General features: G+C 62.8%; 11 protein-coding genes. All 11 read right to left on the bottom strand.

Going from position 1 to position 14,954, the window contains the following annotated elements; translation table 11 throughout:
- Positions 1 to 15: 15 nt before the first annotated feature.
- The 11 genes from rplC to rplK all read right to left on the bottom strand — a co-directional run bounded on the left by rplC (position 16) and on the right by rplK (position 14,950).
- Positions 16 to 636 (bottom strand): 50S ribosomal protein L3, encoded by a 621-nt coding sequence (rplC, locus tag U1E26_10320; GenBank protein MDZ4170026.1) that lies wholly within the window; start codon positions 634 to 636, stop codon positions 16 to 18.
- A 119-nt stretch (positions 637 to 755) separates the two neighbouring features.
- Positions 756 to 1,064, bottom strand: a complete 309-nt coding sequence (rpsJ, locus tag U1E26_10315; GenBank protein MDZ4170025.1) for a 30S ribosomal protein S10 — start codon at positions 1,062 to 1,064, stop codon at positions 756 to 758.
- Between the two features lie 69 nt (positions 1,065 to 1,133).
- A complete protein-coding gene (gene fusA / locus U1E26_10310) occupies positions 1,134 to 3,224 on the bottom strand; it encodes an elongation factor G (GenBank protein ID MDZ4170024.1) in 2,091 nt (696 codons plus the stop codon).
- 44 nt (positions 3,225 to 3,268) lie between these two features.
- Positions 3,269 to 3,739 carry a 30S ribosomal protein S7 gene (rpsG, locus tag U1E26_10305; GenBank protein ID MDZ4170023.1) on the bottom strand — a complete coding sequence of 157 codons (471 nt, stop codon included), beginning with the start codon at positions 3,737 to 3,739 and terminating at the stop codon, positions 3,269 to 3,271.
- A gap of 66 nt (positions 3,740 to 3,805) precedes the next feature.
- Complete coding sequence (gene rpsL / locus U1E26_10300; GenBank protein MDZ4170022.1) at positions 3,806 to 4,177, bottom strand: 30S ribosomal protein S12; 372 nt, start codon at positions 4,175 to 4,177, stop codon at positions 3,806 to 3,808.
- A 221-nt stretch (positions 4,178 to 4,398) separates the two neighbouring features.
- Entirely contained in the window at positions 4,399 to 8,688 is a 4,290-nt protein-coding gene (locus U1E26_10295) for a DNA-directed RNA polymerase subunit beta' (GenBank protein ID MDZ4170021.1), read from the bottom strand.
- A 1-nt stretch (position 8,689) separates the two neighbouring features.
- Positions 8,690 to 12,202 carry a DNA-directed RNA polymerase subunit beta gene (locus U1E26_10290; GenBank protein ID MDZ4170020.1) on the bottom strand — a complete coding sequence of 1,171 codons (3,513 nt, stop codon included), beginning with the start codon at positions 12,200 to 12,202 and terminating at the stop codon, positions 8,690 to 8,692.
- 205 nt (positions 12,203 to 12,407) lie between these two features.
- A complete protein-coding gene (gene rplL / locus U1E26_10285) occupies positions 12,408 to 12,791 on the bottom strand; it encodes a 50S ribosomal protein L7/L12 (GenBank protein ID MDZ4170019.1) in 384 nt (127 codons plus the stop codon).
- Positions 12,792 to 12,863: 72 nt separating this feature from the next.
- Positions 12,864 to 13,382 carry a 50S ribosomal protein L10 gene (rplJ, locus tag U1E26_10280; protein MDZ4170018.1) on the bottom strand — a complete coding sequence of 173 codons (519 nt, stop codon included), beginning with the start codon at positions 13,380 to 13,382 and terminating at the stop codon, positions 12,864 to 12,866.
- Between the two features lie 341 nt (positions 13,383 to 13,723).
- The gene (gene rplA, locus U1E26_10275; protein ID MDZ4170017.1) at positions 13,724 to 14,431 is read right to left on the bottom strand and encodes a 50S ribosomal protein L1; all 708 of its coding nucleotides are present in this window, start codon (positions 14,429 to 14,431) and stop codon (positions 13,724 to 13,726) included.
- Positions 14,432 to 14,524: 93 nt separating this feature from the next.
- On the bottom strand, positions 14,525 to 14,950 hold the full coding sequence (rplK, locus tag U1E26_10270; GenBank protein ID MDZ4170016.1) for a 50S ribosomal protein L11: 426 nt from the start codon (positions 14,948 to 14,950) through the stop codon (positions 14,525 to 14,527).
- Positions 14,951 to 14,954: the final 4 nt, after the last annotated feature.

Below are 14,954 nucleotides of genomic sequence, written 5' to 3'. Positions count from 1 at the left end.
TACGGTAGGGCGCGCTTACGCCATACGGATGGTCAGCAGCGCACCCTTTGCGCCGGGGACGGCGCCCTTGACGAGAAGCAGGTTCTGCTCCGCGTCGATGCGCACGACGTCCAGATTGCGAACGGTCACGGTCTCCGAGCCCATGTGTCCCGGCATCTTCTTGCCTCGGAACACCCGAGACGGGGTAGCGCACTGGCCCACGGAGCCCGGGATACGGTGCGAGTGCGAACCGTGGCCACCAGGGCCGCCCTTGAAGTTGTGGCGCTTCATGACACCGGCGAAACCCTTGCCCTTGCTCACGCCGCTTACGTGCACGGACTTCGCATCGGCGAGGGACTCTACGGTGATGGCATCTCCGAGCTTGACCGACTCGGATCCATCGAGGCGAACCTCCATCAGGTGACGTTTCGCCTCAACGCCGGCCTTGCTGAAGTGACCGGCCATCGGCTTGTTCACCTTACGCTCGGCGATGTCGCCAAAGCCGATCTGGACCGCGTTGTAGCCGTCGGCCTTGTCGGTCTTGATCTGAGTGATCACGCAGGGACCTGCCTCGATGACGGTTACGGGCAGGAGCCTGTCATCCTCGCTCCATACCTGCGTCATCCCCAGCTTCCTGCCAAGGATCGTGGTGACCATACGTCCATCCTTACTTCCGTGCGGTCATGGGACTTATCGGTGCCCTCGTGACACCGTCCCCAGCGGACCGCGACTCCACACCGCTCCCTGCGCATGCACGAAGCGGCGATGATACCAGACTAGAGCTTGATCTCGATGTCGACGCCCGCCGGAAGATCGAGGCGCATCAGCGAGTCGACCACCTTCGGGTTCGGCTCGAGGATGTCGATAAGCCGCTTGTGGGTCTTCATCTCGAACTGCTCGCGGCTGTCCTTGTTCACGTGCGGCGAGCGGATCACACAGTACAGATTGCGCTCGGTAGGCAGCGGGATGGGACCCGACACCTTTGCGCCGTTCTTCTGGGCGGTCTCGACGATGAGCTTCGTCGACTGATCGACGATCTCATGGTCGTAGCCCTTGAGGCGGATCCTGATCTTCTGGTTCGCCAACTCTTTCACCCTCCGTCGATCCGGCGCCCGGTACTACCGAGCTCACAGGCCGGCTTGAATCTTCCTCGGTTAGGCGTTGCCGCCGACCTTGCTGACGATCTCTTCGGCCACGGACTTCGGAACCTGCTCGTAGGCCTTGAACTGCATCGTGTAAGCTGCGCGACCCTGGGTCTTGGACCGCAGGTCGGTCGCGTAGCCGAACATCTCGGACAGCGGCACCTTCGCGGTGACGACGTGCGCGTTGCCGCGCGGCTCCATCTTGTCGATGTGGCCGCGGCGACGGTTCAGGTCACCGATGACATCGCCCATGAAATCCTCGGGCGTATTGACCTCGACGGCCATCATCGGCTCGAGAAGGATGGGGCCGGCCTTGCGCAGGCCCTCCTTGATCGCCATAGAGCCCGCGATCTTGAATGCCATCTCCGAGGAGTCAACCTCGTGGTACGAGCCGTCGATAAGCTCTACCTTGACGTCGACGACCGGGAAGCCGGCCAGCACACCGGAGCCAAGCGCCTCCTGGATGCCCTTGTCGACCGACGGCACATACTCCTTGGGAATCGATCCACCGACGATCTTGGAGTCGAAGACGTAGCCCTCGCCCGGCTTCTGCGGCACAACGTTGATGACGACGTGCCCGTACTGGCCGCGGCCGCCGGTCTGGCGAGAGAACTTCATGTCGACACGATCAGCCCGCTTGCCCGCGGTCTCGCGGTAGGCGACCTGCGGCTTGCCGACGTTCGCCTCGACCTTGAACTCGCGAAGGAGGCGGTCGACGATCACTTCGAGGTGCAGCTCGCCCATACCGGCGATGATGGTCTGGCCGGTCTCTGAGTCCGTGCGGACACGGAACGTCGGATCCTCTTCGGCGAGCTTGGCAAGTCCCTGACCGAGCTTGTCCTGCTCAGCCTTGGTCTTGGGCTCGATGGCGATGTCGATGACCGGGTCCGGGAACACCATGGACTCGAGCAGCACGGGGGCATCCTCGGCACACAGCGTGTCACCGGTCGTGGTGTTCTTCAGGCCCACCGCAGCGACGATATCGCCAGCAGACGCGACGTCGATATCCTCGCGGTGATTGGCGTGCATCTGAAGCAGACGACCGATGCGCTCCTTGTTGCCCTTGGTGGAGTTCAAGACATAGGACCCGGAGCTGAGGCTGCCGGAGTACACACGGAAGTAGGTCAACTTGCCGACGAACGGATCGGTCATGACCTTGAAGGCGAGGGCCGCGAACGGGGCCTTGGCATCCGCCGGACGCTCGACCTCCTCATCGGTCTTCAAGTCGATGCCCTTGATCGCCGCGATATCGAGCGGCGAGGGCAGAAAGTCGATGACGGCGTCGAGGAGCGGCTGAACGCCCTTGTTCTTGAAGGAGGCGCCACACACCACGGGGGTGATCGCGTTGGCGATGCACGCCTTGCGCATGGCGGCCTTGATCTCGTCGACCGTGATGTCCTCATCCTCGAGGAACTTCATCATGAGGTCGTCGTCGTGCTCGGCCGCAGCCTCGATCATGTCATGGCGATACATCTCTGCATCGTCCTTGAGCTCGGCCGGAATCTCCCCGGTCGTGGGGTTGATGCCGTTGTCATCCTCGTTGAAGAAGACGGCGTTCATCTCCATGAGGTCGACAAGCCCGATGAACTCGGTCTCGGCCCCGATGGGAAGCTGGATCGGCACCGGACGCGCACCGAGTCGGTCGCGCATCATCTGGAGGACGTTGTAGAAGTCCGCGCCCGAGCGGTCCATCTTGTTGATGTAGGCCATGCGGGGAACACCGTACGTGTCCGCCTGGCGCCACACCGTCTCAGACTGTGGCTCGACGCCACCCACGGCACAGAACACCGCGCACGCGCCGTCGAGGACGCGGAGCGAACGCTCTACCTCGACCGTGAAGTCCACGTGCCCGGGCGTGTCGATAATCTGGATACGACAGTCCTTCCAGAACGACGTGGTCGCGGCGGACGTGATCGTGATGCCGCGCTCCTGCTCCTGGACCATCCAGTCCATGGTTGCAGCACCGTCGTGCACTTCACCGATCTTGTGTGTCTTACCTGTGTAGAACAGGATGCGCTCGGTCGTCGTCGTCTTACCGGCATCGATGTGAGCCATGATGCCGATATTGCGAGTCATCTCGAGCGAATACGTCTTCTGGGCCATGGAAGTGGTGACCTCTGTCGTCTCTCGTCAGCGGAGCGGCTCGACTACCAGCGGTAGTGCGAGAACGCGCGGTTCGATTCTGCCATCTTGTACAGGTCCTCGCGCTTCTTGACCGCGGAACCGGTTCCGTTTGCGGCATCCATGATCTCGCCGGCAAGGCGCTCGGTCATCGTCTTCTCGCGACGCTTGCGCGAGAACCCGACGATCCAGCGGATCGCAAGCGTAGTGGAGCGGCGGGCGTTGACCTCGACCGGTACCTGGTAGGTCGCGCCACCGACACGCTTCGGACGGACTTCGAGCGCAGGGCGCACGTTGTCCATCGCCTTCTTGAAGACCGACAGCGGATCGGTGCTTGTGCGCTGCTCGATCATGTCGAACGCGCCGTACACGATGCGCTCGGCGGTCGACTTCTTGCCGTCAAGCAGCACCTTGTTGATGAGCTGCGTGACGAGACGGTTGTTGTATACGGCGTCCGCCATGACTTCACGCCGGACTGCTGCTGCGCGCCTGGGCATTAGACCTCGTCCCTCCGAAACGGTCGACCCGCGACGTGTCGCGCGGGTCGGACTACTACGTCGCTGTTACTTGGGCTTCTTGGCGCCGTAGCGCGAGCGAGCCTGGTTACGGTTGTTCACTGCCGAGCAGTCGAGCGCCGCACGGATCACCTTGTAGCGGACACCCGGCAGGTCCTTCACACGACCGCCACGCACCAGCACGATCGAGTGCTCCTGCAGGTTGTGGCCGATGCCCGGAATGTAGGCGGTGACCTCCATCTGGTTCACCAAGCGAACACGGCACACCTTACGCAGCGCCGAGTTCGGCTTCTTCGGGGTGGTGGTGTACACACGCGTGCACACTCCCCGCTTCTGCGGATTGCCCTTGAGTGCCGGCGTCTTGCTCTTGTCGACGGACTGCTTGCGGCCCTTGCGGACCAGCTGGTTGATAGTAGGCAACGCACTCTCCTTCGGTTCGTTTCACTAACCTGCCCGGGTGCATGCTATTCGCACGGCCCCGAGCATGAAGTCGCAAAGAGGAACTCTAACAAGCGTTGAGGGCGGTGTCAAACGCCACGCACCCGGGCGTATCTACCCGGCCCTCTCCCTGTCACCCTCGCATGAAGCGGCGTCCGGACAAGAGAGCCCGGACGCCGCGTTCACACAGAGAGTCAAACGGGCTACGCCATCACGCTCAGGCCGTTCATCTCAAGGCCCGCACGAACCTCATCGACAGCCGTCTGTCCGATTCCGGGCAGCTCGAGCAGGTCCAGGTCCGTCTTGCCCTTGAGGTCCGCGACACAGGTGACGCCGGCCTCGGCGAACTTGTTCACCCAACGCGTCGCAACTCCGATGTCGCCGAGCGTGATCTCCTCGAACGAGCCGGCCAGAACACTCTCTGACCCCGCCGCCTCGATCTGCTCGATGATGATCTCATCTCCGGAGCCGCCTATCTCGGCGTTAGGGTCGAACGTCATGCCGGTGAACGCCGACACATCGATGTCCCCAGCGTCATCCAAGTCGAAGTCCCCGAACACGCCGTCGAGGTCGACGTCAGCGAGCGGGTTGGCCTCGGGCCGCACCGGGAGGAGCGCTTCGATCTCTTTGAGCTCCTCGGGCGCCCACTCGGGCAGGAGTCCTTCGACGGTGGACTCCGCCGAGATATTCTGGCCCTTGTAGGTGAGCTGGACCGAGCGGTACCGCTTCATGCCGGTAGCCGCCGGAATCAGCTTGCCGATGATGACGTTCTCCTTCAGGCCAAGCAGCTCGTCCTCTTTGCCGGCGATAGCCGCGTCGGTGAGGACTCGGGTGGTCTCCTGGAAGGAGGCCGCCGAGAGGAACGAGTCGGTTGCAAGCGAGGCCTTCGTGATTCCGAGCAACACCGGGTGTCCGTTGGCCGATTCGCCACCCAGGGCGATGGCTGCGTTGTTCGCGCTCGCGAACTCGAGTCGGTCCACGAACTGTCCCGGGAGGAAGACCGTGTCCCCGGGCTCGGTCACGCTGACCTTTCGCAGCATCTGGCGCGAGATGACCTCGATGTGCTTGTCGTTGATGTCTACACCCTGGCTGCGGTAGACCTCCTGCACCTGTGCCACCGTGTAGCGCAGCGTCTCGCTCGGGCCTTTCAGCGCCAGCAGGTCATGCGGGTTCACCGATCCCTCGGTGAGCTGCTGACCAAGCTCGACGGTGATGCCGTCCGCCACGCCCGGCCGCAGACGCGCTCGGCGAGACACCGTGTACTCGACGAATGCGAGCTCCTCGCCGGCGACCGGGGCCGTGTCTGCCGTGATGGTGAACTTGCGGCTCTTGTCGACGTCCTCAATCGTGAGAACTCCGGCAAGCTCGGCGATGACGGCCTGGCCCTTCGGCTTGCGGGCCTCGAAGAGCTCGGTGACACGCGGCAAACCGTGCGTGATGTCCTCGCCCGCGACTCCACCCGTGTGGAACGTTCGCATCGTGAGCTGCGTTCCGGGCTCACCGATCGACTGTGCGGCGATGATACCGACGGCAGTACCGATGTCGACGGGACGGCTGCTCGCCAGATCCCAGCCATAGCATGCCTGGCAGATACCATGCTTTGCGTGGCAGGTCATCACGGTCCGGGCGACCAAGCGGGTCACACCGTCCGCGGCAGCAGCTTCGAGATCCTCGTCGTTCTTGAAGTAGTACCCCGCCTCGCGGACGATCTCGCCCGTCTCGGCGTTCACCGCCGGATCGAGCAGGCAGCGTCCGACGAGGTTGTGGTCGACCCGACCATCCTCGCGCATCAGCGGGAATTCGACTGCCTCATCGGTGCCACAGTCACTCTCGCGCACGATGACGTCCTGAGCGACGTCGACCAGACGACGGGTCAGATAACCCGAGTCGGCCGTACGAAGCGCGGTGTCGGCTAGACCCTTGCGGGCTCCGTGCGTTGAGATGAAGTACTCGAGAACCGTCAGACCCTCACGGAAGTTCGCCTTGATCGGGCGGTCGATGATGTCACCCTTCGGGTTCGCCATCAGGCCTCGCATGCCGGCCAGCTGACGAATCTGCTTGATGTTACCTCGTGCTCCCGAGGAGGCCATCATGTAGATCGGGTTGAACTTGTCGAACGCCTCAGCCATCGCATCACCCACGTCGTCGGTGGCGCGAGTCCATACCTCGACGATCTGACGATGGCGCTCGTCGCGCGTGATGAGACCACGGTCCCACTGCGCCTCGATCCTGGCGACCTCACCGTCGGCCGCTTCCAGAATCACGCCCTTGTTCGTCGGAATCATGGCGTCGAATACCGAGACGGTCAGTCCGGCGCGCGTCGCATAGTGGAAGCCCAGGCGCTTGACCTCGTCAAGAATCTGGCCCATCTGGGTGGTCGAGTACGCGACGGTGCACTCCTCGACGATGCGGCCGATGCCCTTCTTGTCCAGCGTGTGATTGATGAACGCGTGACCGTCGGGCAGCGAGCGGTTGAACACGATGCGACCGACGGTCGTCTCGATGCGGTCGCCTGCCTGCTTCTCCACGATCTCGCCGGGCTTGGTCTGGACCCGCGTATCTTCAGAGATCCGAACGGATATTCGAGCCTGCAGATCGAGGTCGGCGCGATTGTCGTAGGCCAACACGGCCTCGCTCGCACTCATGAACGCACGGCCCTCGCCCGGCATACCGTCGCGATCGGCCGTCAGGTAGTACAGACCGATGACCATGTCCTGCGTCGGCGTGGTGAGCGGACGACCATGCGCCGGGCTCTTGATGTTGTTCGTCGACAGCATGAGGATGCGCGCTTCGGCCTGCGCCTCGGCTGACAGGGGAAGGTGCACCGCCATCTGGTCACCGTCGAAGTCCGCGTTGAATGCGGTGCAGACGAGCGGGTGGATGCGGATGGCCTTACCCTCGACGAGGATGGGCTCGAACGCCTGGATACCCAGTCTGTGCAGGGTAGGCGCGCGGTTGAGCATCACCGGATGCTCGGTGATGACCTCTTCGAGCACGTCCCACACTACGCCCTTGCCGCGATCCACGAGGCGCTTGGCAGCCTTGATGTTCTGGGCATAGTCGAGATCGACGAGCCGCTTCATGACGAACGGCTTGAACAGCTCGAGCGCCATGACCTTCGGCAGACCGCACTGGTGCAGCTTGAGCTCGGGACCGACCACGATGACGGAACGACCGGAGTAGTCCACGCGCTTGCCGAGCAGGTTCTGACGGAAGCGGCCCTGCTTGCCCTTGAGCATGTCGGAGATCGACTTGAGCGGGCGGTTGCCGGGGCCCGTGACGGGGCGGCCGCGACGACCGTTGTCGAACAGCGCGTCGACGGCCTCCTGAAGCATGCGCTTCTCATTGTTCACGATGATCTCAGGCGCACCGAGATCGAGCAGCCGCTTAAGGCGGTTGTTGCGGTTGATCACTCGACGGTACAAGTCGTTCAGGTCCGAGGTGGCGAAGCGACCTCCGTCAAGCTGCACCATCGGGCGCAGATCGGGCGGGATCACGGGCACCGCGTCGAGAATCATCCACTGGGGCTTGTTGTTGGACTTCTTGAAGGAGTCGACGACCTTGAGGCGCTTGATCGCCTTCAGGCGCTTCTGGCCCTTGCCGTCGCGAATCTGTACGCGCAGCTCCTCGCCGAGTTCATCGAGATTTAGTTGGGCGAGCAGGTCCTTGACCGCCTCGGCACCCATGCCGCCCCGGAAGTACGTCCCGTAGCGGATCTTGAGTTCGCGGTACAGGGTCTCATCGTTGATGAGGGCCTTCACCGACAGCTTCACGAAGGCATCGTACGCCTCCTGGAGCAGCGACTTGCGCTCGGTGAACTCCTCTTCGATGTCCTTGAGGTCGCGGTCGGACTCCTTGTTGAGCTTCTTGATCCGATCGGCGACAGGAGATTCGTCGTCGACATCGTCGTGCTCTTCGGGCTCGGCTTCGCCCTTGGCGACGGCGATGAGGCGGTCGCGCTCGGTCTCGATCTCCGTGAGCTCTTCGCGCATCTCGGCTTCAAGCTGCTCGAGGTCGGCCGCGAGCTCGTCCTTGAGCATCTCAAGGTCGGCTTCACGGTCCTCAGCATTCACGCTCGTGATGATCGAGCTTGCGAAGTAGAGCACCTTCTCAAGATCCTTGGGAGCGATATCGAGGAGGTAGCCCATGCGCGAGGGCACACCCTTGAAGTACCAGATGTGGCTCACGGGAGCGGCGAGCTCGATGTGGCCCATGCGCTCACGGCGCACCTTGGCCCGAGTCACCTCAACGCCGCAGCGCTCACACACGATGCCCTTGAACCGGACACGCTTGTACTTGCCGCAGTAGCACTCCCAGTCCTTCACCGGACCGAAGATCTTCTCGCAGAACAGACCGTCCTTCTCCGGCTTGAGCGTGCGGTAGTTGATCGTTTCAGGCTTCTTGACTTCGCCCTTCGACCACTGCCTGATCTGCTCCGAGGAGGCCAGGCCGATCCTCAAGCGATCGAAGCTATTCACATCGACGTCGAGCAACTTACTCCTCCTCCCCCGCGGCACTATCGCCGGTGTCGGGCGACTCATCCAACGCGGAGATGTCGGCTTCGAGCAGCTGCTCGAGAGCGTCCACCGAGTCGACTTCCGACCCCACGCTCTCTTCGCTGCCCAGGTCCAGTCCGAGTTCCTCGGCTGTCTTGAAGATATCCTCTTCGTCTTCCTTGAATTCGATGTGCTCGCCCGACTCGCTCATGATCTCGACGTCGAGACACAGCGACTGCATCTCCTTGACAAGAACCTTGAACGACTCCGGAATACCCGGCTCGGGGATGTTCTCGCCCTTGACGATGGCCTCGTACGCCTTGACGCGGCCGAGGATGTCGTCGGACTTGACCGTGAGGATCTCCTGGAGAACGTAGGCGGCGCCGTATGCGTACAGAGCCCAGACTTCCATCTCACCGAAACGCTGACCTCCGAACTGCGCCTTACCACCCAGCGGCTGCTGGGTGATGAGCGAGTACGGACCGGTCGAACGTGCGTGAATCTTGTCATCGACGAGGTGCAGCAGTTTGAGGATGTAGATCTGCCCGACGGTGACCGGCTCGCGGAACGGCTCGCCCGTGCGCCCGTCGAACAGCTGCGTCTTGCCCTTGTCGTTGCACACCGGCACAAGCGACGTGAGCGCTTTCTTACCGAACCGCTCCTGATTCTTGATCTGGAGGTTGCGGTTCGCGGCCTCGATAACGGCGGATATCTCCTCTTCGCGCGCACCGTCAAACACGGGTGTGGCGACGTGGATCGGGCCATCTACCGAGGTCTTGGCCTTGGGATCGTCACTCCAGCCGACGTGAGCCGCCCAACCGAGGTGCGTCTCGAGCAGCTGTCCGATGTTCATTCGTGACGGTACACCGAGCGGGTTCAGGATGATGTCGACGGTGCTCCCGTCGGCAAGGAACGGCATGTCCTCGATGGGGAGGATCTTGGCGATGACGCCCTTGTTCCCGTGGCGCCCGGCGAGCTTGTCGCCCTCCTGGATCTTACGCTTCTGCGCCACGTACACGCGGACGAGTTCATTCACGCCCGGCGACAGGTCGTCACCAGCATCGCGGCTGAACTGCCGCACGCCGATGACGCGTCCGTACTCGCCGTGCTTGACCTTGAGGCTCGTGTCGCGAACCTCACGGGCCTTCTCACCGAAGATCGCGCGCAGGAGACGCTCCTCCGCGGTGAGCTCAGTCTCGCCCTTCGGCGTGACCTTGCCCACGAGCACGTCGCCCGGGAACACCTCGGCACCGACGCGAATCACGCCGTCTTCGTCGAGGTTGAGCAGCACGTCCTCGCCCACGTTCGGAATCTCACGAGTGATCTCCTCGGGGCCGAGCTTGGTGTCGCGCGCTTCAACCTCGTACTCCTCGATGTGAATCGAGGTGAGTATGTCTTCCTTGACGACGCGCTCAGAGATGATGATCGCGTCTTCGTAGTTGTAGCCCTCCCACGGCATGAACGCACACATGAGGTTCTGGCCGAGGGCGAGTTCGCCATACTCGGTGGACGGACCGTCCGCGAGGACCTGGCCGACCTCCACCTTCTCGCCTTCTACGACGATCGGGCGGTGGTTGATGCAGGTGCCCTGGTTGGAGCGCTGGAACTTCGGCAGGAAGTACTCGTCGAGTGTCCCGTCCTCGGTGGCACGCACGATGATGAGCTGGCTGTCCACCACTTCGACGCTGCCCGATCGGCGAGCGAGGATGATCTCGCCGGTGTCCTTGGCGGCACGGTGCTCGAGCCCAGTCCCCACGAGCGGGGACGATGCACGCATAAGCGGCACCGCCTGACGCTGCATGTTCGAGCCCATCAGGGCTCGGTTCGCGTCGTCGTGCTCGAGGAAGGGAATCAGCGCCGTGGCAACCGAAACCATCTGCCGAGGACTGACATCCATGAAGTCGACCTCGGTGGGGATGCGCTCTTCCGGCTCGCCGAACTGCCCGGTCGGTCCTTGGCCCTTGACCCGGCACAGCACCTTGGCCGCGGAGTACTTGCCCGTCTTCGCGTCGAACGGCTCGTTCGCCTGCGCGATGACGTTCTTCTCCTCCTCGTCGGCCGTGAGGTACTCAATCTCGCTCGTTACCTTGCCCTTGACCACTCTGCGGTACGGCGTCTCGATGAAGCCGTACGGGTTGATGCGAGCGAACGTGGCCAAAGAGCCGATGAGGCCGATGTTGGGGCCTTCCGGCGTCTCGATCGGGCACATGCGCCCGTAGTGGCTGGGGTGCACGTCGCGCACCTCGAAGCCGGCGCGCTCACGTGACAGACCGCCGGGACCCAGCGCGGAGAGGCGACGCTTGTGCGTCAGGCCGGCGACGGGGTTCGTCTGGTCCATGAACTGCGATAGCTGGCTCGAACCGAAGAACTCCTTGATGGAGGCCACGATCGGGCGGATGTTGATCAGGGACTGCGGGGTGATCTCGTCCACGTCCTGCGTGGTCATGCGCTCACGGACCACGCGCTCCATGCGAGCAAGACCGATGCGGAACTGGTTCTGAATGAGCTCGCCCACGCTGCGGATCCGGCGGTTGCCGAAGTGGTCGATGTCGTCGATCTGGAATCCGTCGCGACCCTCCCACAGGTTCACGAGGTAGCCGATGGCTGCCTTGATATCCTCGGCGGTGAGGGTCGACTGCTCGTCCGGCAGCGCAAGTGAGAGCTTCTTGTTGACCTTGTAGCGGCCAACCTTGGCAAGATCGTAGCGCTGCGGGTTGAAGAACAGACCGTCGAGCAGCGCGCGGGCCGACTCGACCGTGGGCGGCTCACCGGGACGCAAGCGCTTGTAGATCTCGATGAGCGCCTCTTCGCGGTTCTCGGTGAAGTCGCGCTCGAGCGTGCGCTCGATGGCCTCGGAGTTCCCGAACAGCTCAAGGATCTCCTCGCGCGTCTCGGCGATACCGAGCGCCTTGATGAGCACCGTCGCCGGCTGCTTACGCTTGCGGTCGACACGAACGCTCACCACATCGCGCCGGTCGGTCTCGAGCTCGAGCCAAGCGCCTCGTGCCGGGATGACCTTCGCGGTGTAGATGATCTTGTCGCTCGTCTTATCGAGCTCCTCGGCGTAGTACACGCCGGGCGAACGGACAAGCTGTGAGACGACGACGCGCTCAGTACCGTTGATCACGAAGGTACCGCGGTCGGTCATGAGCGGGAAGTCGCCCATGAACACCGACTGCTCTTTGATCTCGCCCGTTTCCTTGTTCACGAAACGGACCTCGACAAAGAGCGGTGCCTGATAGGACGTGTCCTTCTCTTTGCACTCCTCTACGGAGTACTTGGGCTCACCGAACTCGTGGCCGCCGAACTCGACGGCCATCGTTCCGGTGAAGTCTTCGATCGGTGAGATGTCACGAAACGTCTCGCGTAGTCCATCGCTCAGAAACCATGCAAACGAGTCCCGCTGAATCGCAATCAGGTTCGGGACTTCGAGTACTTCAGGGATCTTGGCGAAGCTACGGCGTTCGCGCCGGTCGGCGCTGAGAACAGGGGAACCTTCTCCGCGGGGCACCAGGCGATTCCTCCTTCAAGGGATGAAGCTACCGACAATAGTCGCAAAATAGTAGGCTAGTCAATGCCGGGCTTCGCGTCAAGAACTTTCGCTTTGGTGGACCCACAATCGACTAGACGCGGAAGGCCGGGACCCGTCACAGGGTCCCGGCCGTCCGTTCTCGGCCGACCGCGCAATGGCTGCGCGGTCCGACCGTTCAGCACGATTACTTGAGGCTGACGGCTGCGCCGGCATCCTCGAGCTTGGTCTTGGCCTCTTCGGCCTTATCCTTCGCAGCACCCTCGACCACGGCCTTCGGCGCACCCTCGACGAGGTCCTTGGCCTCCTTCAGGCCCAGGCTGGTGAGCTCACGCACGACCTTGATGACGGCGATCTTGTTGTCTCCGAAGCCCTCGAGGACCACGTCGAACGAGTCCTTCTCTTCCTCGACAGCGGCCTCGCCACCGGCGGCGGGCATCGCGCCACCCATCATGACGGGAGCGGCGGCGGACACGCCGAAGATCTCCTCAAGCTCCTTCACGAGCTCGGACAGTTCGAGAGCGGGCATCTCCTTCAGAGCTTCGATGATCTCATCCTTGCTTACAGCCATTTCATACTCCTTCTTCGTTTCACGCGGCGCTCGCACGATGCTGCGCCACCAGGGTTACCAGGCGCCCGTTCGTCAGGCGGCCTTCTGCTTGGCGATGGCGTCCAAGACGGTCGCAAACGCCCGTGCTGGTCCGGAAAGCACCGTGACGGTGCCGCGGACCGGGTTCTGCATCGTACCCAGAAGCTTGGCGATGAGCTCTTCGCGGGACGGGAGCAGCGCAATCGCCTTGACGTCAGCGGCGCTGACGACCCGACCAGCGACCAGACCTCCCTTGAGCTCGAGAGCCTGATGCGCCTTCGCGAACACGCTCAGCGCCTTGGCGGGCGCAACCGGATCAGCGCCGATGAACACGAATGCCGTCGGTCCGTCGAGGTACTCGTCCATGTTCGGCAGAGCCAGCTCACGGATGGCGATCTCGGTGAGCGAGTTCTTGTAGACCTTGATCTCGCCGCCGGCGGCCCTGGTCTTGCGACGCAGGTCCTCGAGTTCCTGTACAGAAAGACCGCGGTAGTCGATCAGGATGACCGCCTCTGCGCTGTCGAAGCGATCCTTGATCTCGACGACGCGAGCTTCCTTGTTTGCAGTGGGCATACACACACCTCCCTTCCATGAGCGCGACACCCGGCCGACAAGCGCCGCGGTTGCGGGCGCTCTTTCGGTCGGGCCGCGCTGTTTTCGGCATGTCGAGCCGAAAACAAAACGCGGCCCCCGAGCCGTGAAGGCATCGGAGGCCGCGAGCGATAGCTACATCATGCTCGTGTGCGACCACCTCGGCAGGCGGGGTCGAATACCCCTTTGAGCCCGAACGATGATTCTTCGGGCACCGGCTGTCTTCGGCAGCGGGATGGAAACGCTCTTCGATTCTCAACGCGAGGCGCCATTTTGGCGTGCTCGCCTGCCGCTGTCAAGCGACCGCACACGCTCAGGGGCGTCTAGCCCTCGAGCAGGTTGCGCTGGATGGTGCCGTCGACCTTCACGCCGGGCCCCATCGTGGAGGCTACGGTGATCGACTTGAGGTACTTGCCCTTCGACGAGGAAGGCTTCACGCGCACCAACTCCTCGAGCAGTGCGCCGTAGTTCTCGACAAGCTTCGCCTCGTCGAAGGAGGCCTTGCCCACCGGCACGTGCGCGATGCCGAACTTGTCAGCGCGATACTCGACACGCCCCGCCTTGAGCTCGCCGATTATCTGACCGACGTTCATGGTAACGGTGCCAAGCTTCGGGTTGGGCATGAGACCCCGGGGGCCAAGCGCCTTACCCAGCTTACCGACCTTGCCCATCATGTCCGGCGTGGCCACGGCGGCATCGAAATCGAAAAAGCCGCCCTCGATCTTGGCCACGAGGTCGTCGCTGCCGACGATGTCGGCGCCGGCGGCCTCAGCCTCACGGGCTTTGTCGCCTTCGGCGAACACGGCAACCCTGACATCCTTGCCGGTACCGTGCGGCAAAGAGATGCTGCCACGGACCTGCTGATCGGCCTGCCGCGTATCGACACCGAGACGGAAATGGACTTCCACGCTCTCGTCGAAGTTGGCTTTCGCGCTCTCCTTGACAAGGCGCATGGCCTCGAGCGGCGTATAGATGCGGTGCTTCTCGATCCGTGCGATCGAATCGCGATACTTCTTTCCTGCCTTAGCCATTACCTGACCTCCTGTGGTCGTAGCGGGCAACTCGCGGTTGCCCTCCCACGGCACGACCATCGTGGTCGCACCTTCATATCGAGCTTGCCGAGGCTAGCCGGCGATCTCGATGCCCATCGAGCGAGCGGTGCCGGCGATGACCTTCATGGCCGCCTCGACATCGTTCGCGTTCAGGTCGTCCATCTTGGTCTCAGCGATCTCGCGGAGCTGATCGCTTGTGATGGTAGCCACTTTGGTGCGGTTCGGCGTACCCGAGCCGCTCTCGATGCCCGCAGCCATCTTCAACAGAACCGCCGCGGGCGGCTTCTTGATGATGTACGTGATGCTACGGTCCTCGTAGACCGTGATCTCAACGGGCAACACGATGCCCTGACGGTCCTGCGTGTCCGCGTTGAACGCTTGGCAGAACTGCATGATGTTGACCTGATGCTGACCGAGCGCAGGGCCAACCGGAGGTGCCGGGTTTGCCTGACCGCCCGGGATCTGGAGCTTGATGTAGCCTGCAACCTTCTTGGCCATCTTT

The sequence above is a fragment of the Coriobacteriia bacterium genome (assembly GCA_034370385.1).
In the GTDB taxonomy this organism is placed as follows: domain Bacteria; phylum Actinomycetota; class Coriobacteriia; order Anaerosomatales; family PHET01; genus JAXMKZ01.
The sequence above is the reverse complement of the archived record's forward strand: the minus strand, read 5'-3'. Positions and strand labels throughout refer to the sequence as shown.